Below are 22525 nucleotides of genomic sequence, written 5' to 3'. Positions count from 1 at the left end.
AGGAGCCACCTGTGCACTGCCCGTTCTGTCGGCACGGCGACTCGAGGGTCGTCGACTCCCGCACCTCGGACGACGGTGCGTCGATCCGGCGGCGCCGTCAGTGCCCGCAGTGCAACCGGCGCTTCACCACCGTCGAGACCGCGAGCCTGTCGGTCGTCAAGCGCTCGGGGGTGACCGAGCCCTTCAGTCGGGAGAAGGTCGTCAACGGGGTGCGCAAGGCCTGCCAGGGGCGGCCCGTGAGCGAGGACGACCTCGCTCTGCTCGCGCAGCGCGTCGAGGAGACCATCCGCGCGAGCGGCAGCGCCGAGCTCGACGCCTACGAGATCGGCCTGACCATCCTGGGTCCGCTCCGCGAGCTCGACGAGGTCGCCTACCTGCGGTTCGCGAGCGTGTACCAGGCATTCAGCTCGCTCGAGGACTTCGAGGCCGCCATCACGGTGCTGCGGGCCGAGCACGAGGTCGCCGCGGCGACCGACGAGACGGGTCCGGCGGCGGGCGACGCACGGTCCGAGCAGGACTGACACCCCTCAGGTCGCGGCGCGTCGCCCACGGTCGTCGCTCGAGGCGGCCGTGAGACGGACATTTTTCTCCGTCGTGCGCGCAGGCATAGGTTGCGGAGCGTGATCCCCGACGACCTGACGCTTCTGCGCACCCCTGGAACCCCTGCCGTGCTGCCCGACGGGAGGCACGCCGTCATCTCGGTGGTCGGTCCCGACCTGGAGGCCGACGAGTACACCGGGCAGCTGTGGGTCGTCGGCCTCGACGGCGCGTCCGCACCCCGCAGGCTCACCCGCGGGCACCGTGACACGTCCCCCGACGTCTCGCCCGACGGCCGCTGGGTCGCTTTCGTGCGCGCCGAGCCGCAAGGACGTCCGCAGGTCCACGTCGTCGAGGTCGCCGGTGGTGAGCCGGTGGCGCTCACCGAGGAGCCGCTCGGAGCCTCGACCCCCCGGTTCTCGCCAGACGGCACCCGCATCGCCTACCTCGCTCGGGTGCCCGACGACGGGCGGTACGTGGCGGGCGGCGATGCGGGCGCCGAGGCCCCGCGCCACATCACCACGTTCCAGTACCGGCACGACGGCCTGGGCTTCGGCACGGACCGGCGTCAGCACGTCATGGTCGTCGACGTGCCGCAGGATCCCGCGGCCCGCTCGGCGGTCGCTCCCGCCCGCACCCAGCTCACGCTCGGCGACGTCGACGTGGACGGCCACCGCTGGATGCCGGACGGCGCGCACCTCGTGGCCGTCGCCGCGGTGCACGAGGGCCGGGACGAGGACCTGCGGGTCGACGCCGTGGTCGTCGACGCCCGGACCCCGGGTGCACCGCGTCAGCTCACCACCGCGGGCGCGGGCAGCGACCTCGCGGTGGCGACGGTGGTGCCCGCCGCGGACGGCAGCCGGCTGTGGCTGCTCGCCCAGGACATGGGCCCGGACGGGCGGGAGTTCGTCGCCGCTCAGACCGGCCTGTTCGTGCTCGACCTCGTCGCCGACGAGGACGGCCCGACGGCCGTGGGCGCGCCGCGCCGCCTGACGGACGCCGAGGCGGTCGACCTGACCCCCGGCGTGCTGGTCCCGGCGGGCGACGAGGTGCTCGTCGGAGAGCTGAGCCGCGGTGCCGTCGAGCTGGTCGCGGTGCACGACGGCGAGCTGAGCGGCGGCGAGCTGAGCGACGGCGAGCTGCGCGTGGTGCTCGGTGCGCCGCACGTGGTGCAGGGTGCGGCTCTCGTGCCGGATGCCGGGCGCGTGGTCGTGACGTCGGCCGGCCCGGGCACCTCGGGCGACGTGCTCGTCGTCGACCTGGTGACGGGGCTGTCCCGCGAGGTCACCGACCTGTCCGAGCCGCTGCGGGCCACGGGACGCGTGCGCGTGCCGGTCGAGCTCGACGCGACGGCTCCCGACGGCTACCCCGTGTACGGCTGGGTGGTGCACCCGGATCCTGCGCGGTACGGAACCGGTCCGCACCCGACGATCCTGATGATCCACGGTGGTCCGTACGCGCAGTACACGCACGGCCTGTTCGACGAGGTGCAGGTGCTCGCCGAGGCCGGGTACGCGGTCGTGTACGGCAACCCGCGCGGGTCGGCCGGCTACGGCGCCGCGCACGGCCGGGCCATCACGAAGGGCTTCGGCACCGTCGACACGGACGACGTGCTCGCGCTGCTCGGCGCCGCCCTCGAGGACCCAGCGCTCGACGGCGCCCGGGTGGGCGTGATGGGCGGCTCGTACGGGGGCTACCTCACGGCGTGGCTGACGACGCGGACCGACCGGTTCGCGGCGGCGATCGTCGAGCGTGGCTTCCTGGACCCGGTCAGCTTCGTGGGGTCGAGCGACATCGGCTGGTTCTTCGGGCTGTCCTACCTCGGCGACGGCGGAACGCCCGAGGAGGCTGCGGCGCTGGCCGCGCAGTCGCCGATGGCGCAGGTCGCGCGCGTCCAGACGCCCACGCTCGTGATCCACTCCGAGCAGGACTGGCGGTGCCCGGTCGAGCAGGGCCAGCGCTGGTTCGTCGAGCTGAAGCGTCGTGGCGTCGAGTCCGAGCTGCTGCTGTTCCCGGGCGAGGGGCACGAGCTGACGCGGTCGGGGCGTCCGAGCCACCGCAAGGCGCGCTTCGAGCACGTCCTGACCTGGTGGGCGCGGCACCTGCCGGTGTGACCTCTGACGAACGAGGGCCTTGCCCGTCCGGGACCACCGGACGGACAAGGCCCTCGTTCGTGGGTGGGTGCGTCGGTCAGGCGCCGCCCATGACGCGTTCGCGCACGACGCGCCGCATGACCTTGCCGATCTGGGAGCGCGGCAGGTCGGCGACGATGACGAGCTCGCGGGGGAGGGCGTAGCGCGCGAGGCGCTGCTCGCACCAGGCCCGGACGGCGGCGAGGTCGAGCCCGGCGGTGCCGGCCGCGTCGGCGTCGAGGACGACGGCGGCCACGACCTTCTCGCCCATGTCCCCGCCGGGGATCCCGACGACGGCCACGTCGGCCACGCCCGGCATCGAGCGCAGGTGCGCCTCGACCTGCGAGGGGTACACCTTGTAGCCGCCGGTGACGATCATCTCCTTGATGCGGTCGACGAGCGTCGCGAAGCCGTGCTCGTCGACGACCACGACGTCGCCCGTGCGCAGCCAGCCGTCGGGCAGGAGCTGCTCGGCGGTCTCCTCGGGCCGGTTCCAGTAGCCCGAGAAGACCTGGGGGCCGCGGATGAGCAGCTCACCGCGCTCACCGGGGGCGACGTCGACCGAGGTGTCATCGGGGTCGACGACGCGCATCTCGGTGCTCGGGAACGGGAGCCCGAGGGCGCCGGGACGACGGTCTGCGGTGCAGGGGTTGCCGAGCGCGACGGGCCCGGTCTCGGTCATGCCGTAGCCCTCGATGAGGAGGCCGCCCGTGAGGCGCTCCCAGCGCTCGGCGGTGGCCCGCGCGATGGGCATGGCCCCGGCGAGCGCGAGCTTGATGCTGCTGAGGTCGGCGCCCTTCTTCTCGGCGAGGGCCGCGAGCCGGTCGAACATGGGCGCCACGCCGGGCAGGAACGTCGCGGGGCGCCTGCGCTGCGCGGCGAGGACGGCCTCGGGGTCGAACTTGCCGAAGGTGACGAGCGTCGCGCCGATGCGGGCTGCGTAGTTGAGGCACAGGGTGAGCCCGAACGCGTGGAAGAACGGGAGCACGGCGTAGAAGGTCTCGGTGCCGTCGGCGAGCTGTGTCCAGGCGCCGCCCTGCGTGGTGTTGGCGCCGAGCGAGCGGTGGGTCAGCACCGCGCCCTTGGGCGTGCCGGTCGTGCCTCCGGTGTACTGGATGGTGGCGACGTCGTCGGCGGTGGCGGGCGCGTGGCTCGCGGGGACGGGGGTCGCTGCGGCGACGAGGCGGTGCCACATCGGCGTGGTCGCGGGGACGTCACCCCTCAGCTGGGCGCGCAGGCGACGGGCCCGCGGCACCGGCAGCGACAGCGCGAGGCGCTTGGCGACGGGCAGGTCGCGCGTGAGGTCCACGGCGACGACCTGACGGAGCTGGGTGTTGTCCTGGATCGCGAGCACGCGGCTCGCGGTCTGCTCCCAGCAGATCGCCACGGCCGCGCCCGAGTCCCGCAGCTGGTGCTCGAGCTCACCCTCCGAGTAGGTGGGGTTGTGCTCGACCACGACGGCTCCGAGGCGCAGCACGGCCCAGTACGCGACGACGTGGGCATGGCAGTTGGGCAGCGCGATCGCGACCCGGTCGCCGCGCTGGACCCCGAGGGCCAGCAGCGCACCGGCGGCACGCTCGACCTCGTCGAGCAGCTCGCGGTACGTGGTGGTCTGACCCTCGAAGTCGACGGCGATGCGGTCGGGGAACCGCTCCGCGGTGCGGACGAGGGTCGCGGTGAGCGGCTCGTCGGGGACTGTGACGTCGGCGGGGACACCGGTCGCGTACGACGCGACCCAGGGACGGTCGATGGGTGAACTCACTCTTCGAGGGTAACCTACGGCCCCGTAAGTTACTACACAGTAGGTTGCAATTCACAGGTCGCTCGAACGCGGCCCCCAGAGGTTCACCCCGCCGTCGACGGCGTCGAGGTCGATCGCCGCGAGCTCGTCGGGCGTCAGGGGCGACTGGTGCAGCGCCGCCAGGTTCGACTCGAGCTGCTCCCGGGTGCGGGCCCCCAGCACGACTGTCGTCACGCGAGGGTCCCGCAGCACCCACCCGATCGCCAGCTGCGCGAGGCTCTGGCCCCGTGCCCGCGCGATCGCGTCGAGCGCGCGGACGTGCGCGAGGTTCGCCTCGCTCAGGTACTCCGGTCGCATCGGCCCGCCGCGGGCAGCCCGTGAGTCCGCCGGAACCCCGTGCAGGTAGCGGTCGGTCAGCAGGCCCTGCGCGAGCGGCGAGAACGCCGCGATCCCGAGCCCGCCGTCCGACGCGACCTCGAGCAGCGATCGCCCGCCGGCACCGGGGTCGGGCTCCTCGACCCAGCGGTTGAGCATCGAGTAGGACGGCTGGCAGATCGTCAGCGGCACGCCGAGCGACGCCGCGACCTCGAGGGCCTGCGCGGTGCGCGACGCCGAGTACGACGAGATCCCGACGGCCCGGGCGCGTCCGGAGGTGAGCGCGGTGCCCAGGGCCCCGATGGTCTCCTCGAGCGGGGTGCGGGGGTCGAACCGGTGGCTGTAGAACAGGTCGACGTGGTCCAGGCCCAGCCGCCCGAGCGACTGGTCGAGCGACGCGATCAGGTACTTGCGCGAGCCGTGCTCGCCGTACGGGCCGGGCCACTGCCGGTAGCCCGCCTTGGTCGAGACGACCAGCTGGTCGCGTGAGGACGCGAGGTCGCGCGTGAGGATCCGCCCGACGCTCTCCTCGGCGGCGCCCGGAGGGGGACCGTAGTTGTTCGCGAGGTCGAGGTGCGTGACCCCGAGGTCCACGGCGGCGAGCACGAGCTCGCGCTGCGTGGCGAAGGGCGTCGCGCCGCCGAAGTTCTGCCACAGCCCCAGGCTCACCTCGGGGAGCACCAGGCCGCTGCGTCCGCAGCGGCGTTCAGGCAGGTCGGGACGTGCGGAGGCGACGACAGGCATGGCATGACGGTACGCGGCCCCCGCCCGCCTAGACTGCCGGTGTCGACCTCTCCGGTCCTCGCCGCCGTGGCCCCGCGCCCCGGGGTGCAGCCGCGCAGCCCGCTTCGAATGCGCTGGCGCCCGGCGCGGACGTCAGGAAGGCTGGACAGGTGGCGCGACGGAAACCTCCGCGTGCCGCCGGACACCGTGCAGTACCCATGAGGAGGCATCGCGATGGCGCAGCAGGACGACAGGTCGACCGCACCGGCGGCTTCCGAGGACGCCAAGGCGAAGTTCCGCGAGGCGCTGGACCGCAAGAAGGCGGCCCAGCACCGCACGTCGGACGGGTCGGCGAACACCGGCTCCGTGCACAGCTCCGAGACCGCCGGTCCCGTGCAGCGCCAGTTCCGGCGCAAGTCGGGCTCGGCCTGACAGATCCGAACAGCAGGACCGACGACGGCGGCGACCGGGGCACGAGCCCAGGTCGCCGCCGTCGTCGGTCGAGCAGCCGGTGCGGCGCGCAGCACGCGCCGTGCAGCTACGAGAGCAGACGCATCCGCACCGACTCGGGCCGCGCCGCGAGGGCCTCGACGACCGCGGGGTCGACGTAGGCCCCGGCGTCGGTCACCACGTAGCCGATGTCTCCGCGGGTCCCGAGCAGCTGGCCCTCGATGTTCACGCCGTGCTCGGCGAGCGTCGCGTTGACGGCCGCGAGCACGCCCGGCACGTTCCGGTGCAGGTACGCGAGGCGGTGCGCACCCGGCAGCCGGTCCAGCGCGAGGTTGGGCAGGTTCACGCTCAGCGTGGTCGACCCGGTCGCGACGTAGTCGCGCAGCTTGTTCGAGACGAACTGGCCGATGGCCTCCTGCGCCTCCTCGGTCGACCCGCCGGTGTGCGGGGTGAGGATGACGTTGGGCAGCCCGCGCAGCTCGGAGTCGAACGGGTCACCCTTGCGCTTGGGCTCGACCGGGAACACGTCGACGGCCGCCCCCGAGAGATGGCCCGAGACGATCGCGTCCCGCAGCGCGGTGTAGTCGACCACGAAGCCGCGTGACAGGTTGAGGAACACGGCGCCGGGTCGCATCCGGGCGAACTGCTGCGCCCCGAACAGTCCCGCGTTCCCGCCCCGGCCGTCGACGTGCAGCGTCACGACGTCCGCGACCTCGAGCACCTCGTCGAGCGAGTCGGCGCGCCGGGCGTTGCCCAGCGAGAGCTTCTCGGAGGTGTCGTAGAAGACGACGGACATGCCGAGGTTCTCGGCGAGCACCGAGAGCTGGGTGCCGATGTTGCCGTAGCCGACGATCCCGAGCGTGCGTCCACGCACCTCGTGCGCGCCGGTGGCCGACTTGTTCCACACGCCGTCGTGCATCGCTCGGTCGAACTCGGTGAGGCGTCGGGTGAGCGCGATGATCTCCGCGATCGCGACCTCGACCACCGACCGGGTGTTCGAGAACGGCGCGTTGAACGTCGCGACACCGCGCGACGCCGCGGCCTGGAGGTCGATCTGGTTCGTCCCGATGCAGTACGCCCCGATCGCCATGAGGTCGGGCGCCGCCGCGAGTGCGGCCTCGGAGACGTGGGTCTTGGAGCGGATGCCGAGAAGGTTGACCCCCTTGAGGGCCTCGACGAGCTCGGCCTCGTCGAGGGCGCCGGTGCGGGTGGTCACCTCGAACCCGGCGGCTTCGAGGATGGTCCTGGCCTGGGGGTGGAGGTTCTCGAGGAGAAGGGCGCGCAGCACGCCCCCATGGTGCGCCTCCGACCCGCGAGAGCCCAAACAGGTCCCGACCCTCGGACACAGGGCCCGACCTGCGCTCACGTCCCCGGTGTGACGAGCCCGGTCGGGAGTTCGCGGCTGTGCACGATGCGCAGCGCCTGCGTGGGCCGGGTCATCGCGACGTACAGGTCTCCTGCGCCGCCCGCGAGCACCTGGTCGGGCTCGAGCAGCACGACCACGTCGAACTCGAGGCCCTTGGTCTCGCGAGGCGTGAGCAGCGACAGCGGTGCGTCGAGGTTCGCAGCGCCGCCGCCCGCGGCCCGGGGGTCGAGGGCGGCGCCCAGACCGGCCTCCTGCGCGGCTGCCCGCACGTCGGGGAGCAGCGCGGCGGGGGCCACGACCGCGACCCGACCACCGCCCGCATCCGCGTCCAGGCCGGTGAGCCACTCCTGGGCGTGCCGCACGGCAGCGGCCACGAGGTCGTCGGGTGCGACCTGCTCGCTCAAGAGCGCGCCGGCGACGTCGCGTGCCGAGGTCAGCGGGCTCACGGGCAGACCCGCGACCGTGGCCATGCGCTGCGCGGCGTCGGCCACCTCGGCCGGCGTGCGGTAGTTGACGGTGAGCTCGGACAGGCGCCAGGAGGACCGCAGGAGCGGGTCGAGCATCGCGGTCCAGCTGTGCGCGCCCGCGGGCGAGCTCGTCTGGGCCACGTCGCCGACGATCGTCATGGAGCGGGTCGGGACGCGACGCAGCAGCATCCGCCATGCCATCGACGAGAGCTCCTGGGCCTCGTCGACCACCACGTGGCCGTAGGTCCACGTGCGGTCGGCGGCCGCACGTTCGGCCGTCGTGAGCCGGGGTCCGCTGCTCGCGAACCGGTCCGCGAGCATCTCGGCCGAGACGAGCCCGTCGCCACCGCTCGACTGCAGCACGCGCCGCGCGTACTCGAGCTCGCTCTCCCGGCGCGCCGCATCGGCGCGGGCCTGGGCGCGGGCCGCCTGGTCGTCCTCGCCGAGCAGCTCAGCGGCCTCGTCGAGCAGCGGCACGTCGGCCGCGGTCCACGGTGCATCGGGTGAGCGCTGCAGCAGGCCGCGCTCGCGCCGGCTCAGCTCGGGGGCCGCCGCGTCGAGCCGGTACGGCTTGGTGAAAAGGTCCTGCACCAGGCCCTGCGGGGTCAGCGGCATCCACGCGAGGTTGAGTGCGATCCGCACCTCACGGGTCGTGCGCAGCTCCTCGACGATCTCGGCGCGGTCGTCGGGTGCAACAGGCCAGCCGAGCTGGGCGACGTACTGGTCGGCCAGACGCGAGAGCATGTCGCGCACGAACGCCGAGCGCGCCTGGTTGTGCGGCCGGTGCCCACGCCGGGCCCGGGCGATGGCCGAGGCGACGTCGGAGGGTTCGACCACCACCGTGCGGCCGTCGACGGAGATGCTCGTCGCCTCGCGCGGCACCCGTTCGCGCTGGCGCACCGCCCGCTCGATGATGCGCGTCCACACCGAGCGGCCCTTGATCTCGGTGACGACGTCGGGCTCGGAGCCCGTCGCGACGACCCCGGGGAACAGCTCAGCGATCGTGGAGGTCACGACCCCGGTCTCGCCGAGCGACGGCAGCACCTGGTCGATGTACCGCAGGAACGTGCGGCTCGGACCCACGAGCAGCACCCCCGAGCGCTCGAGCATCCGGCGGTGGGCGTACAGCAGGTACGCGGCGCGGTGCAGGGCGACAGCCGTCTTGCCCGTGCCGGGGCCGCCCTGCACCACGAGCGAGCCCTGCAGGTCGGAACGGATGATGGCGTCCTGCTCGGCCTGGATCGTCGCGACGATGTCGGCCATGCGCCCGGTGCGCCCTGCCGCGAGCGAGGCGAGCAGCGCGCCCTCGCCCGAGAGGCCGGCGGCCGACACGGTGCCGTCGGCGCCGTCCTCGCCCAGCTGGTCGAGGTCGAGCACCTCGTCCTCGACCCCCGTGACCGAGCGTCCGCGCGTCACCAGGTGCCGGCGGCGCACGACTCCGTCGGGCTGGGCGGCGGTCGCCCGGTAGAAGGCCTGCGCCGCCGGGGCGCGCCAGTCCGTGAGCAGCGAGGCGTGGTCGGTGTCGGTCAGGCCGATGCGCCCGATGTAGCGCCGGGCGCCGTCGCTCAGGTCGAGCCGTCCGAACGCCAGCCGGTCCTCGACCGCCTCGAGCTGCGCGAGCCGGTCCTCGTACAGCGTCGCGAACGCGTCGCGCTCGCTGCGGTTCTGCGGCGACCCCGACGGCCCGTGGCGGCGGACGGCCGCCAGGCGCTCCCGGGTCTGCTCGCGCAGCGTGTCGAGCCGTGCGTAGAGCTCGTCCACGGTCTGCTGCTCGTCACGAAGCTCCGACTCGATCCCCGCCACGTCCACCGTCCTGTCTGTCCCGGTGCCCCGACCGGCCCCGCCGCCTGCACGTTCTCGTGCGGGCAGCCGTCCATTATCCGCTACGCCGACCCCTCTCGGCGCCGTCGGGCGCTGGCGCGTCCTCCCCAGTGCGCCGTTCTAGGCTCTGCCCCGGCGTACAGACGAGAGGACCCCCGTGACAGACATCGCACGTTCGACCTACGAGGTGGTGTCACCCGCCGGCCCGCTCGACCGCACCATGCGCGTCCTGCTCGTCGAGGACGACGACGGCGACGCCCTGCTGGTCGAGGAGAGCCTGCTCGACGCGGGCCTCGACGTCCGGATCGTCCGGGCCCGGACGATCCGCGAGGCGCTCGAGCACCTCGACGTCGACTGCGTGCTCCTCGACCTGGGCCTTCCGGACGCGATGGGCCTCGACGCGCTCGACCGGCTGCTCGCGGCGGGGGCGCCGGCCGTCGTGGTGCTCACCGGGCTCGCGGGCAGCGACCTCGGGCTCGAGGCGGTCAGCTGCGGGGCGCAGGACTACCTCGTCAAGGGCGAGGTCGACGGCTCGACCCTGGGCCGTGCGGTGCGCTACGCCGTCCAGCGGCGGCGACTCGAGGTCACCGACCGGGCGCTGTACCGCAGCCTCGTGCGCGCCGAGGAGACGAACCGGCTCGAGCGTGCGCTGCTGCCCACCCCGGCGGTCCGCGACCCGCGGCTCGAGGTGCGCGTCGGCTACCGGGCGGGGCGCGAGGGGCTCCTCGGCGGCGACTTCTACGACGTCGTCGAGCGCCCCGACGGCAGCGTGCTCGGCCTGGTGGGCGACGTGTGCGGGCACGGGCCCGACGAGGCGGCGCTCGGCGCGACGCTGCGTACCGCGTGGCGCACGCTCGTCCTCGCGGGGATCGCCGCAGCAGACATGCTCGGCCTGCTCGAGCGGGTGCTCGTCGCCGAACGCGCGCGCCCCGAGATCTTCACCACGGTCGCGATGGTCGAGATCGCACCCGATCGCGCGAGCGTCGACCTGTACCTCGCGGGCCACCCCGTGCCGTTGCTCCTGGGCCCGCCGACCCTGCTGCTGCCTCCCACGGGGCGGGGGCGCGCGCTGGGCATCCCGGTGCCGGGCGGATGGTCCCCGACACGGATCGAGCTCGGGGCGAGCTGGCGGCTGATGCTGTACACCGACGGGGTGATCGAGGCAACGGTGCTGGGAAGCGGGGGCCGCGTCGGCAAGGACGGCCTGCTGACGGTCGTCGACGCTGCGCTGGAGCGGGGCGTGCCCGACGTCGTCGACGAGGTCCTGCGCGACGTGCGTGCGCTGCACGGCGGCGAGCTCGTCGACGACACCGCCGTCGTGGTGCTGGGGTGGGGCCGGTGAGCACCCCCACGCCCGCCACGCCGCAGGCCATGACGCTGCGTCGCCGCCTGGGGCAGACCCTCGTGGCCGCCGGTGTGCTGCTGGGGCTCGTGGTCGGTGCGTCCGGCGTCGTCGTCGTCCGGGTGATCGACCTCCAGCACCAGGTCACCGAGGTGTACTTCGACGCGATCACGCGCGCGGACGGCGCCTACGTGCGGCTCGTCGACGCCGAGACGGCCGTCCGCGGCTACGCCCTGACGGGTGACGAGATCTCGCTCGAGCCGTTCGCCCGGGCCTCCGAGTCGACGACCACGTTCGCCTCGCTCGCCGAGGACTCGGTCCGCAGCGGCTTCCCGGACTCGACGACGGACGCCGCAGACGCCGCGGCGTCCGCCTCGCACGCGTGGCAGAGCGAGTTCGCCGGACCGCTGATCGCCCAGGTGGCGCAGGACGGCCCGGCGTCGGTGACCCCCGAGCAGATCGAGGCGGGCCAGGTCCTGTTCGACGAGGTCCGGGTCGAGGTCGAGGCCTACCTCGCCGAGCTGCGCGAGCTGCGCGACACCGCGGGTGGCGCGCTCGAGGTGTGGACCACGGCGCTGTCCGGGGCCGTCCTCGTCCTCGCTCTCGCGGCCGTCGTCGTCGGCACGACGGTGTGGGTCATGCTGCGCCGCTGGGTGACGAACCCGATCGCCGCGCTCGCGGCCGACGCCCAGGCCGTCAGCTCGGGCGACCTGACGCACCCCGTGGCCGCCACCGGGCCGGGCGAGATCGCGGTCCTGGCCCGGGACATGGAGCGCATGCGTCGGACCCTGGTGGACCAGCTCGACGCGCTCGAGGAGTCGTCCCGCCAGGTCAGGGAGACGCACCAGCAGCTCACCGAGCAGGCCGAGGAGCTGCGCCGGTCCAACCGCGACCTCGAGCAGTTCGCCTACGTCGCGTCGCACGACCTGCAGGAGCCGCTGCGGAAGGTCGCGAGCTTCACCCAGCTGCTGCAGAAGCGCTACGGGGGTCAGCTCGACGAACGGGCCGACCAGTACATCGACTTCGCGGTCGACGGCGCCAAGCGCATGCAGCAGCTCATCCAGGACCTCCTCGGCTTCTCGCGCGTCGGGCGCCTCGGCGGCGAGGAGACAGACGTCGACCTGACGAAGGTGCTCGCCGAGGCGGTCGAGAACCTGGGTGAGGCCGTCGCCGAATCCGGGGCTGTCGTCACGTCCGACGCTCTGCCGCAGGTCCGGGGCGAGCGTTCGTTGCTGGTGCAGCTGCTGCAGAACCTCGTCGGGAACGCCGTCAAGTTCCGCGACCCGGAGCGCGAGCCGCGCGTCCATGTCACCGCCCGGAGGGTGGAAGGATCGTGGGAGCTGGAGTGCACGGACAACGGGATCGGCATCGACCCGCAGTACGCCGAACGCGTGTTCGTGATCTTCCAGCGCCTGCACGCCAAGGACGTCTACGAGGGCACGGGCATCGGGCTCGCGCTGTGCAAGAAGATCGTCGAGTATCACGGCGGTCGGATCTGGATCGACCCGTCGGCCACGCAGGGCACCAGCATCCGCTGGACGCTGCCGGCGACGGATGAGGACTGACCGCCCCGCGGTCGAGACGGGAGAAGTGGTGCAGAGCTCGAACAAGGCCATCGACATCCTGCTGGTGGAGGACGACCCGGGCGACGTGCTGATGACGCGGGAGGCGTTCGCGGACAACAAGGTCGCCAACCGGCTGGCCGTCGTCTCGGACGGCGTGAGCGCCCTCGAGTACCTGCGCAAGGAGGGCGAGTACGCCGACGTCCCGACCCCTGACCTGGTGCTGCTCGACCTCAACCTGCCGCGCATGGACGGGCGCGAGGTGCTCCAGGCGCTCAAGCAGGACGAGCAGCTGCGGTCGATCCCCGTGGTCGTCCTGACGACGTCCGACGCCGAGGAGGACGTGATCCGCAGCTACTCGCTGCACGCCAACGCCTACGTCAGCAAGCCCGTCGACTTCGACCGTTTCATCGAGGTCGTGCACAAGATCGACGAGTTCTTCGTCACCGTCGTCCGCCTGCCGGGACGCTGAGGTCCGAGGGAAGAGCGCGGGCCGCTCTCGTGTTGACGGGGTGTGGCCCTGCGACTGCAACGGCCTGACGTGCCTTCGAGAGCGAGGACCCATGCTGGACCCGAGCGAGATCTACGCGGTCGACCCGGCGGTCGCCGCCGAGGTGACTGCCCGTGCTGCGCTCGGCAGCGGGCCGGTGCTGGTGCACGCGATGCACGGCTTCGTCGACGCCGGTGGTGCCGGGCGACGGGCGGCCGAGCACCTCACCGAGGAGCTCACGACGACCCGCCTCGCGACGTTCGACGCCGACCAGCTCGTCGACTACCGCTCACGGCGCCCCATGATGACGTTCGACGCGACCACCTGGAGCTCGTACGACGAGCCGGTTCTCGTGGTGGACCTCGTGCGTGACGCCGAGGGCGCTCCCTTCCTGCTGCTGCACGGCGCGGAGCCGGACGTGCAGTGGGAACGGTTCACGGCGGCGGTGCGCCAGCTCGTCGAGCGCTTCGACGTGCCCCTGACGGTGGGGCTGCACGGCATCCCGATGGGGGTGCCGCACACGCGTCCGCTGTCCGTCACGGCCCACGCGACCAGGCCCGAGCTCGTGGCCGACCACCCGGCGTGGTTCGGCTCGGTCCAGGTGCCCGCGAGCGCGGCCTCGCTGCTCGAGCTGCGTCTGGGGGAGTCGGGGCACGACGCGATGGGTTTCGCGGTCCACGTGCCGCACTACCTCGCGCAGTCGACCTACCCGCAGGCCAGCATGATCGCGCTCGAGAACGTCGAACGGGCCACGGGACTGGACCTGCGCCTGCGGGCGCTCACCGACGCGGCCGAGGAGACGATCGCCGAGATCGAGCGTCAGGTCGAGGGCTCCGAGGAGGTGGCCGCGGTGGTGCACGCCCTCGAGGAGCAGTACGACGCGTTCACCCGCAGCACGGGTCGAACGGGCCTGCTGGCCAACACCACGCAGCTGCCGACCGCCGACGAGCTCGGGGCGGAGTTCGAGCGGTTCCTCGCCGAACGCACCGACGACGGCCCGGGGCTCTGACCCTCGCGGTTCGTGGTTCGTGCGGCCGTCGGTGCGGGAGCGTCGTCGCTGCACAGGGCGTCGGACGAGGTCTCGGACGCCGTGACCTGATCGTTGTCGAACTGGGTGCAGATCGGGTCAGAAACCATGGCGTCGACAAGGCCGTCATGAGAAGATCGCGACTGTTGCAGTGACGAACTGACGCTTGACCGGCGCCACCCGAACGCGGGTGACACCCTCCAGCCGAACGGCTGGTTTGTCCGGTGCAGGACGCGGGACAAGGCATTGCGGCACGACGCAGGGCGCTGGGCCAGGCGTCGTCACCGGTTGGAACAGAAGGACATGAACATGGCACAGGGTGCTGTCAAGTGGTTCAACGCTGAGAAGGGCTATGGGTTCATCGCCCAGGACGGCGGCGGCGCCGACGTCTTCGTCCACTACTCCGCGATCGACTCGTCGGGCTACCGCTCGCTCGAGGAGGGCCAGCGCGTCGAGTTCGAGATCACGCAGGGCCCGAAGGGCCCCCAGGCGGAGCAGGTCCGCCCGCTCTGATCAGCAGAGCACCAGGTCGCCGGAGATGACTCTCCGAGGCCGCGTGCACTGACGACGAGGCCGCACCCCAGCTGGGGTGCGGCCTCGTCGTGCGTCCGGCGCGTCAGACGGCCCGGTCAGCGGATCGGGTCGTCCGGTGCGGGCGGGTCGACGAGCGGCTGGGCGGTGCCGACGAACGCCACGAGGTCCGCCCCGACCAGCAGGCGCGCGGGCGCGGGCAGCGACCTCAGCTCGCGTTCGACGCCGGGGGCCGTGAGCACCCAGGGGTCGTCGGTCGCGGCGAGCACCACGTTGCCGTACCCCCGTCCGCGCAGCAGCCCAGGCTCGGCGACGACGCCGACGTGGGCGAACGTGGCGCGGAGCGTGGCGACCTCGGCGCGCGCGAGGGCCAGGGGAGGGCGGTCGGCGCAGTTGGCGAGGTACAGGCCACCGGGGCGCAGCACCCGGGCGACGTCCTGGACGAACTCAAGGGTGGTCACGTGCGCGGGGGTGCGGTCGCCCGCGAACACGTCGCGCACGAGGACGTCGGCCGACGCGTCGGGGAGCGTCGCGAGCTGAGCGCGCGCGTCCCCCGGGCGGATCCGCAGCGCGGGGGCGCGCGGCAGGTCGAACCAGGTGCGCACGAGCTCGGGCAGCGCGGTGTCGAGCTCGACCGCGACCTGACGCGACCCGGGCCGGTTCGCGTGCACCGCACGGGCCAGTGCGCACCCGGCCGCCCCGAGGTGCACCACGGACAGCGGCGCCCCGCGCGGGCCGGCGCGCTCGATCAGCACGGCCATCTGCTGCATGTACTCGAACGCGAGACGCTGCGGGTCCTCGAGGTCGAGGTACGAGCTCGGGACGCCGTTGACGAGCACGGTGACGCCCGAGGGGTCGTCGGAGGTGCGCACCAGCTCGACCGTGCCGGTCGGGATCTGGACGGGCCCGTCGGGCCACGGCGGTCGTGTCGGTGGGCGGTGGGACTGTGGGGCACGTCGCCCCGTGCGGTCGCGGGAAGCCACACGCACACGGTACGGGTTGACGGGCGTCGAACAGGTGTTCGATAATCGAGAGGTCGGGACGAGAGGAGGTGCGGGTCACCATGAGCGCGACGCGCCCCCGCCGTACGCCGGTGCTGGCCGGCCCTGCCACCGCGCTGCTCCAGCGCGCAGACGCCGAGCTGGTCGCGGCGCAGTTCTCGTCCGAGCCGTGGGAGCAGCTGACCCACGCGCACCTGGCCGCGGTCCGTGCCGGTGCGGCGCTGCTGGCGGCGCGCGGCCGCCCGTCGGGCCGTCGGGCTCCCCGTACGGTGTGGGAGATGGTCGACGTCGTGGCCCCCGAGCTCCAGCGCTGGACGAGCTACTTCGCAGCGGGAGCGAACCTGCGCTCGGCGATCGAGGCCGGTCGTTTCGACGTGGTCGGCACGGAGCGCGCCGAGCAGGTGCTGTGCGCGGCCGAGGACTTCCTCGATGCGGTGCGCGACCTCGTCGAGAACGACCCGGGCCTCGCCGACGCCGGTCCCGCGCTGCCCGGACGCCCGCAGCTGCTCGCTGCGAGCGCGTCGTGAGCCGAGGCCCGCGCCCGTCGGGGCGTCGCGACTGGGGCGACGACGAGGGGGGCACCTCGATCCTGCACGTCGACATGGACGCGTTCTTCGCATCGGTCGAGCTCGCCCGGCGGCCCCACCTGCGCGGGCTCCCCGTGATCGTCGGGGGAGAGCAGCGGGGCGTGGTGCTGGCCGCGACGTACGAGGCGCGTGCGTTCGGGGTGCACTCGGCGATGCCGATGGCCCACGCGCGGCGCAGGTGCCCGCAGGCGGTCGTCATCCCTCCCGATCACGGGGCCTACCGTGCGGTCTCGGAAGGCGTCATGCAGGTGCTGCGTGACGTGACCACGCTCGTCGAGCAGGTCAGCGTCGACGAGGCGTTCCTCGACGTCGCCGGGGCGCGACGGAGGTTGGGCCCTCCGACCCACATCGCCGAGCTCGTCCGACGCACGGTCCGGGCCGAGTTCGGGATCACGTGCTCGGTGGGCATCGCCGCGACGAAGTTCGTCGCGAAGCTGGCCTCGGGGCACGCGAAGCCCGACGGTGTCCTGCTCGTCCCCGCGTCCGCGACGGTCGACTACCTGCGCACGCTCCCGGTGGGGGCGCTGTGGGGCGTCGGCGAGTCGACCGAGGCGGCGCTGGCCCGCTGGGGCGTGCGCACGGTCGCGGAGCTCGCTGACAGCGACGTCGGCACGATCCAGCGAGCCGTGGGTCGGGTCGCCGGGGCGCACCTGTACGACCTCGCGTGGGGCCGGGACCCCCGTCCGGTCGAGCCGGGGCGCGAGGAGAAGAGCATCGGCGCGGAGGAGACCTTCGCGGTCGACGTCGCCGACCTCGCAGTCGTCGAGGCCAAGGTGCTCGAGCTCGCGGACCGGTGCGCGTCGCGGTTGCGGTCGCACTCGCTGGTGGCCCGCACCGTCAGCCTCAAGGTCCGCACGTCGGACTTCCGGACGCTCACGCGATCCCGCACCCTCGCGACACCCACCGATGTGGGCCGGGAGGTCTACCTCGCGGCGCGCGCGCTGCTCGCGGGCGTGGACCTGGGCGGCCTGGCCGTCCGGCTGGTCGGGGTCCGTGTGGAAGGCCTGAGCGCCGCGGCGTCCACCGTGCGGCAGCCGACCCTCGAGGAGGCCGTCGCCGAGAACTCGGGCGCCCGGCGTGACGTGGAGCGCGCCATGGACGAGGTGCGGGGTCGTTTCGGGCGGGCAGCGATCCGAGCCGGGACGACGTCGCTCGCATCGAAACGGAACTCGACTACCGAGTTCGTGCCTGGGGACCTATCCTGATCCAAAGACATCTCTACGTGGAGTACGGGGGTAGGAATGCCTCTGTCCGAGTACGAGCAGCGGGTACTGGAACAGATGGAGCGGCAGCTCACATCTGACGACCCCAGACTCGCCAACACCCTCGCCTCACGTGGACGTCGGTCGGTCGGGCGCTACGTGCTCGCCAGTGCCGTCGCCGTCGTCGGGCTTCTGATGCTGGTCGCGGGTGCCGCGACCACCTGGGCCTGGATCGGCGTCCTCGGTTTCGTGGTGATGTTCGGTGCCGTGGCCTTCGGTTTCTCCCAGCCGCGTGCGACCGGCCCCACCGGGGTCGTCGGTCAGAACGGCAAGGTGCAGGCAAGCCCCAAGCGTCGTCAGGCGGGCTTCATGACCCGTCTCGAGGCGCGCTGGCAGCACCGGCGCGAGCAGGGCGGCCGCTGACCGCTCCGGTCACCCCGTCGACGACCAGGTCGACCCGCTCCGCCAACGCGTGCGGGTCGAGCGACCCCGGGTTCGGCGCGTAGCGCTCGCGTTCGACAGCCGTCGCCAGGTCGACCAAGGCGCTGTCCGCGTCCGCATCGAGCGGCGAACCGCCGAGCTCGACGACCCTGTCGCGCACCAGGTCGACGACCTGCCGCGGGGTGCGGGCGTCTGACCACACGATGTGCGCCGGGCGCAGGCGGGCGCGCATCCGTTCCCACGCGGTCTCGGCGGTGAGGTGCGCGGCACGCACCGATCGGCGTCGGACGAGGAAGACCGCCCCGATCACGAGCGCCACGAGGAGGCCCGCGAGCGGTGCCACGAGCGCGCGTGGGATCTCGGACTCGTCGATCTCGGGCGCGGGGATGGAGGTCCGGGGCGGGGCGGTCGTCGTCGTGGGCACGGGGTTCGCCGGGGCGTTGGCCTCGGGGTCCTCGCTCGGGGTGCTCGACGACGCGATCAGCGGGTCGCTCCACCGGGGAGGTGACCCGGTCTGGACGGCCGGGGTCGGCTCGAAGCGCACCCAGCCGCTCCCCTCGAAGTACAGCTCGGGCCAGGCGTGCGACTGGCGTCCCGTCACGGTGTACACGCCGTCGTCTCCCACGGTCCCCGGCAGGAAGCCGATGCCGAGCCGGGCCGGGATCCCGAGCGTGCGTGCCAGCACCGCCATCGACGTCGCGAACTGGACGCAGTACCCGCGACGGCTGTCGATGAAGTCCCACACCGCGTCGTCGGACGTCGCGGGCGCGACCCTCGTGTCGTAGACGAAGTTCTGCGGGTTGCGGAAGTACGCCTGGAGCGCCATCGCCTGGTCGTACGGGGTCGACGCGTCAGCCGTGAGCTGCGCGGCCAGGGCGCGGATGTCGGCGACGTGGCCGGTCTCGGCGACCGCGAGGTACGGCTCGAGGTCCACGGACGCCCCCGTCCCGGCACCGCGCAGCGTGTCGCCGGTCAGGTCGGGCACCGCGACGGTCATCGAGTACGACGTCCCCTTGCGGGTGCTGCTGTCGCCGACGACCTCGTCCCGGACGGCGTCGTACGACCAGGAGCCGTCGATCGAGACGGTCCGGGCGAACGTGCTCACCGGCAGCCGGTCCTCGCGCAGCCCGTCGACAGTCACCGCCACCTCGGCGAGCCGGGCCGACGCGAGCGCGGTGTCCACGTCCTGCCCGTCGGGCACGAGGAACTCGTCGTGCTGCCACGCCACCGTGTCGCCGCCACCGCCGGGCTCCCAGCTGCGACCGTCGAAGTCGCGCAGCGTGAAGGCGCGCAACGGGCCCACGAGACGGGCGTCGATCACGGTCGCCGCGCCGACGCGCGTGTCCCAGGCCAGAGCGGCCGACGATCCGGCCGCGGCCACGCCCCGGGCGGTCGCGGCCTTCGCGGAAGCGTCCTGCTCGGCCTCGGACGTGGCACCGTCGGTGCCCTCGCCGTCAGGCCCGAAGGTCGCGGGACCGTCGGACGGGCTCGTCGAGCCGCCGACCACTCCGTCCGAGGCGACGGTGTAGCGGAGCACGACCTGGTCCGAGCGCGGACCGAGGCTCTCACGCATGTCGAGCGCGTCGTTGAGGCGTACGGGTCCCATGACGTTCGAGCCCAGCCGGGGCAGGTGCACCGAGGCCCAGCCGGGGATCGCCCCGAGCAGCGGTCCGGCCACGAGGGTGAGCACGACGACGCTGCTCGCCGCGGCGAGCGCCCAGGTCGCCCGGCGGGCGGCGCCGGGCCCGAGGTTGGCCGGTGCCGCGGACAGGGCGAGCAGCAGCAGGTACGCCAGGGCCGTGAGGGCGAGCGAGCGACCGGACGCCGGCGCGCCGAGCGCGATCCCGGGCAGCCACACGACGAGCAGCACGGGTCCGGCCCACGCCGGGGCGGCGAGCGTGAGCGCGACGAGGTCGGTCGCGAGCAGCAGCGCGGCCGCGCACGACACGACCAGGAGCTCGACGGGGCGGGTGACCTGCATCGGGACGAAAGAGGAGTTGACGAGGTCGATCGCGAGGCGGAAGCCGTTGACGACGCGTTCGACCGAGCCCGTGTCGGGCAGCACCTGCATGCGCCCGGGAGGTGCGCCGTAGACGACGAGCACGCCCAGCGCCGCGACGAGCCCGCCCACGACCGTCGGTGCCCACCGTGCGCGGGTCGCCGCGCGGGTGGCCGCGGTGACGACGGCCAGGACCAGCACCGTGACGACCGCCGCGGGGAGCCAGCGGCCCGGGGTGACGAGGTCGTCGAGCGCGAGCAGGCTCCCGCACACAGCGGCGGCCACGAGGGCGGAGGCGAGCAGCGACCTGGGCCCGCGCGGGATGCCGCGCTCGTTCCCGGACGCGGTCACGAGCGTGCCCCGAGCATCCGGAGCCAGCACTGCACGGGATCCTCCTCGGGGCGTACCGGGCACGCGCGCCAGCCGAGCCGGCGCAGCTGGTCGAGCGTGTGCTGGGCCTCCTGGTGCTCGGCGACCGACCAGGCAGGGTCGGTGCGGACCATGGCCCAGGCCTGCGCGGTGGAGGCGAGGTGCGCGAGCGCGGTGCGGGTCGGGCCGCTGAGCGGGCCGACCACAGCCATGACGATCTCGCCGCCCGAGCTCGTGCCCAGCATCTGACGGACCGCCGCGAGGGTCTGGTCGTCCGCGGCGGACGCGGTGGGAGGTTCGATGTCGATCGTGCGGTCGAGCAGGTCGGCCCGTGAGCCCGGGCCGGGCCGGGCGTGCGTGCTCGCGGCGGCGGCGTCGGCCGTGCTCGTGGCCGGCCCCAGCAGGCGCACGGGGTGGCCGGCGTCGAGCATCGCCAGGGCGATCGAGGCCGCGAGCGAGATGCTCCACTCGAGCGCCTCGGGGCGCACGGGCACGTCGAGGAGCACGGTGACGGGTCGCATGCCTGCGCGTTCGTCGGAGCGCACCACGAGCTCGCCCCGGCGGGCGCTGCTGCGCCAGTGCACGCGTCGCAGGTCGTCCCCGACCTGGTACTCACGGAGCGAGGAGTCGTCGGTGGACGGGCTGCGCGCCCCGAGGGCGACGCGGTCGGGCTCGTCGACCAGCACGCCCCGGGGCACGGGGAGCTCGGTGATCGCGGGCCAGACGGCGATCTCTGCGGCGTCGCCGAGCGTGCTGCTCGCGCGGACGACCCCGAACGGGTCGGTGCGGGTCACGACGAGAGGTCCCAGCGCCCAGCGGCCGCGGCGGGTCGCCTGCACCGGGTAGGCGAGAGTGACGACGCGGTCGGTGCGCGTGACCCGGGCGCGCAGCGGCCGCCCGCCCGAGAGCTCTGCCGAGGCCTGCTCGCCGAGCCGCAGGCCGGCGAGGCGGACGCGACCGGAGAGGTCGTCCGCGGCGACGTCGACCTGGACGTGGGCGACCGACCCGGCGTGCACGGGGCTGGGCTCGACCGATCGCAGCACGCGCAGCCGGTGCCGGCCGCGGCCGGGGTCACGCACGGCGGTGATGACGTACGCGCCGATCACCAGCAGCAGGACGAGCGCGCCGACCTGGACGAGGTCGACCGTGCCGAGCCCCACGCCGACGACGACCGCGCAGGCACCGCCGATGGCGAGCCCGATCCCGCGGTTCGTGGGACGGGGACGCATCAGCCGGTCGCCCGCCGTTCGCGCGGCGTCACGCCCGCGGTCGGCAGGGCGATCTGCGTCACGATCTCGCGGACGATGTCGGTGGTCGACCGCCCCGAGAGCCGCGCCTCGGTCGAGGGCAGCAGCCGGTGCGCGAGCACCGGCTCGGCGAGCCGCTGCACGTCGTCGGGGAGCACGTGGTCGCGGCCCGACATCGCGGCCAGGGCCTTGGCGGCCCGCAGGAGCTGGATGGAGGCGCGGGGCGAGGCGCCCAGGCGCAGGCCCGGGTCCTGCCGGGTGGCGGTCACGAGGTCGACGACGTAGCGCTTGACGGCCGGCGAGGCGTACAGGCGCCGGGCGGTGCTCACCAGACGTGCGATCTGCGGGGCGTCCGTCACGGGGCGCAGCGTCGAGAACGGGTCGGACGTCTCCTGCAGGTCGAGCATGTCGAGCTCGGAGTCCAGGCTCGGGTAGCCCACGGTCAGTCGGGCCATGAAGCGGTCGCGCTGTGCCTCGGGAAGCGGGTAGGTGCCCTCCATCTCGACCGGGTTCTGCGTCGCGATGACGAGGAACGGGCGGGGGAGCGGGTAGGTGTGCCCGTCGACGGTGGCCTGGGTCTCCTGCATGCACTCCAGCAGGGCGGACTGCGTCTTGGGCGAGGCCCGGTTGATCTCGTCGCCGATGACGATGTGCGCGAACAGCGGACCGGGGCGGAACTCGAACTCGTGGGTCTGGCTGCGGTAGATGTTCACGCCGGTCAGGTCGCTGGGCAGCAGGTCGGGGGTGAACTGGATCCGGCCCACCGAGCAGTCGATCGTGCGGGCGAGCGCCTTGGCGAGCGTCGTCTTGCCGACCCCGGGGACGTCCTCGAGCAGCAGGTGGCCCTCGGCGAGCAGCACGGCGACCGTGACACGCACCAGCTCGGTGCGACCCGTGACGACCTGCTCGATGCCCGCGCGGATCCGGTCCGTGGTCTCGACCAGGTCGTCCAGCTCGGACGACGACGGCACGGCCTGCAGCATGGCGACTCCATTCAGGGGGCGGGGCACGAGCCTATGGGTGGACGTCGGGGCCATCGCGTGCTCCAACCAGGTGAATTCCGATGGGCGCCGTCGGGTGTCCACCACTTCCCCCCACGGTCCTCTCCACCGAGG

19 protein-coding genes are annotated in these 22525 nt (G+C 73.4%); 11 read left to right on the top strand and 8 right to left on the bottom strand.

Translation table 11 applies throughout. The features are described 5' to 3' along the window. The first annotated feature begins 11 nt into the window (after window positions 1-11). Window positions 12-521 (top strand): transcriptional regulator NrdR, encoded by a 510-nt coding sequence (nrdR, locus tag ACGIF2_RS04470; RefSeq protein WP_396043915.1) that lies wholly within the window; start codon window positions 12-14, stop codon window positions 519-521. A 99-nt stretch (window positions 522-620) separates the two neighbouring features. Beyond that, window positions 621-2651 (top strand): S9 family peptidase, encoded by a 2031-nt coding sequence (locus tag ACGIF2_RS04465; RefSeq protein ID WP_396043913.1) that lies wholly within the window; start codon window positions 621-623, stop codon window positions 2649-2651. A gap of 76 nt (window positions 2652-2727) precedes the next feature. On the opposite strand, the gene ACGIF2_RS04460 is transcribed toward ACGIF2_RS04465, so the two are convergent. Both ACGIF2_RS04460 and ACGIF2_RS04455 read right to left on the bottom strand, forming a co-directional pair. Beyond that, entirely contained in the window at window positions 2728-4431 is a 1704-nt protein-coding gene (locus ACGIF2_RS04460; RefSeq protein WP_396043911.1) for an AMP-binding protein, read from the bottom strand. A gap of 51 nt (window positions 4432-4482) precedes the next feature. After that, window positions 4483-5529: an aldo/keto reductase gene (locus tag ACGIF2_RS04455; protein WP_396043910.1), complete on the bottom strand. Its 1047-nt coding sequence runs from the start codon at window positions 5527-5529 to the stop codon at window positions 4483-4485. A gap of 213 nt (window positions 5530-5742) precedes the next feature. On the opposite strand from ACGIF2_RS04455, the gene ACGIF2_RS04450 reads away from it, so the two are divergent. Then, on the top strand, window positions 5743-5940 hold the full coding sequence (locus ACGIF2_RS04450) for a DUF5302 domain-containing protein (RefSeq protein WP_396043908.1): 198 nt from the start codon (window positions 5743-5745) through the stop codon (window positions 5938-5940). Between the two features lie 106 nt (window positions 5941-6046). On the opposite strand, the gene serA is transcribed toward ACGIF2_RS04450, so the two are convergent. Further along, window positions 6047-7246, bottom strand: coding sequence for a phosphoglycerate dehydrogenase (serA, locus tag ACGIF2_RS04445; protein ID WP_396043906.1), 1200 nt, complete (start codon window positions 7244-7246; stop codon window positions 6047-6049). Window positions 7247-7320: 74 nt separating this feature from the next. Next, on the bottom strand, window positions 7321-9594 hold the full coding sequence (locus ACGIF2_RS04440) for a HelD family protein (RefSeq protein ID WP_396043904.1): 2274 nt from the start codon (window positions 9592-9594) through the stop codon (window positions 7321-7323). Between the two features lie 175 nt (window positions 9595-9769). Between ACGIF2_RS04440 and ACGIF2_RS04435 the strand changes: the two genes are divergently transcribed. The 5 genes from ACGIF2_RS04435 (at window position 9770) to ACGIF2_RS04415 (ending at window position 14546) form a co-directional block, all read left to right on the top strand. Next, entirely contained in the window at window positions 9770-10954 is a 1185-nt protein-coding gene (locus ACGIF2_RS04435) for a PP2C family protein-serine/threonine phosphatase (protein WP_396043902.1), read from the top strand. Beyond that, complete coding sequence (locus ACGIF2_RS04430; RefSeq protein ID WP_396043900.1) at window positions 10951-12519, top strand: ATP-binding protein; 1569 nt, start codon at window positions 10951-10953, stop codon at window positions 12517-12519. The genes ACGIF2_RS04435 and ACGIF2_RS04430 overlap by 4 nt, the downstream gene beginning before the upstream one ends. Further along, a complete protein-coding gene (locus tag ACGIF2_RS04425; RefSeq protein ID WP_396043898.1) occupies window positions 12509-12988 on the top strand; it encodes a response regulator in 480 nt (159 codons plus the stop codon). Before ACGIF2_RS04430 ends, ACGIF2_RS04425 begins: the two co-directional genes overlap by 11 nt. 91 nt (window positions 12989-13079) lie before the next feature. Next, a complete protein-coding gene (locus tag ACGIF2_RS04420) occupies window positions 13080-14015 on the top strand; it encodes a proteasome assembly chaperone family protein (protein ID WP_396043896.1) in 936 nt (311 codons plus the stop codon). A gap of 327 nt (window positions 14016-14342) precedes the next feature. Next, a complete protein-coding gene (locus ACGIF2_RS04415) occupies window positions 14343-14546 on the top strand; it encodes a cold-shock protein (RefSeq protein ID WP_154731012.1) in 204 nt (67 codons plus the stop codon). A 116-nt stretch (window positions 14547-14662) separates the two neighbouring features. Here ACGIF2_RS04415 and ACGIF2_RS04410 read toward each other — a convergent pair whose 3' ends face one another. Continuing rightward, entirely contained in the window at window positions 14663-15436 is a 774-nt protein-coding gene (locus ACGIF2_RS04410) for a spermidine synthase (RefSeq protein ID WP_396043894.1), read from the bottom strand. Window positions 15437-15627: 191 nt separating this feature from the next. Here ACGIF2_RS04410 and ACGIF2_RS04405 point away from each other — a divergent pair, with 191 nt between their 5' ends. The 3 genes from ACGIF2_RS04405 to ACGIF2_RS04395 are packed head-to-tail and all read left to right on the top strand — an operon-like array spanning window position 15628 to window position 17777. After that, entirely contained in the window at window positions 15628-16092 is a 465-nt protein-coding gene (locus ACGIF2_RS04405; protein WP_396043892.1) for an SAV_6107 family HEPN domain-containing protein, read from the top strand. Beyond that, a complete protein-coding gene (locus ACGIF2_RS04400; RefSeq protein ID WP_396043890.1) occupies window positions 16089-17357 on the top strand; it encodes a DNA polymerase IV in 1269 nt (422 codons plus the stop codon). Before ACGIF2_RS04405 ends, ACGIF2_RS04400 begins: the two co-directional genes overlap by 4 nt. Window positions 17358-17393: 36 nt before the next feature. Beyond that, a complete protein-coding gene (locus ACGIF2_RS04395; protein ID WP_396043888.1) occupies window positions 17394-17777 on the top strand; it encodes a DUF3040 domain-containing protein in 384 nt (127 codons plus the stop codon). On the opposite strand, the gene ACGIF2_RS04390 is transcribed toward ACGIF2_RS04395, so the two are convergent. Genes ACGIF2_RS04390 through ACGIF2_RS04380 form a run of 3 tightly spaced genes read right to left on the bottom strand, consistent with a single transcriptional unit; the run spans window position 17722 to window position 22393 of the window. Beyond that, window positions 17722-20145: a transglutaminaseTgpA domain-containing protein gene (locus ACGIF2_RS04390; protein ID WP_396043886.1), complete on the bottom strand. Its 2424-nt coding sequence runs from the start codon at window positions 20143-20145 to the stop codon at window positions 17722-17724. The two genes, ACGIF2_RS04395 and ACGIF2_RS04390, sit on opposite strands and share 56 nt — an antisense overlap. Beyond that, a complete protein-coding gene (locus tag ACGIF2_RS04385; protein ID WP_396043884.1) occupies window positions 20142-21392 on the bottom strand; it encodes a DUF58 domain-containing protein in 1251 nt (416 codons plus the stop codon). The genes ACGIF2_RS04390 and ACGIF2_RS04385 overlap by 4 nt, the downstream gene beginning before the upstream one ends. Next, window positions 21392-22393 carry an AAA family ATPase gene (locus ACGIF2_RS04380; RefSeq protein WP_396043882.1) on the bottom strand — a complete coding sequence of 334 codons (1002 nt, stop codon included), beginning with the start codon at window positions 22391-22393 and terminating at the stop codon, window positions 21392-21394. The genes ACGIF2_RS04385 and ACGIF2_RS04380 overlap by 1 nt, the downstream gene beginning before the upstream one ends. Between the last annotated feature and the right edge of the window lie 132 nt (window positions 22394-22525).

The sequence above is a fragment of the Cellulomonas sp. P22 genome, from assembly GCF_044392165.1.
Note: the sequence above shows the minus strand (reverse complement) of the source record. Positions and strands in the feature narration are given on the sequence as shown.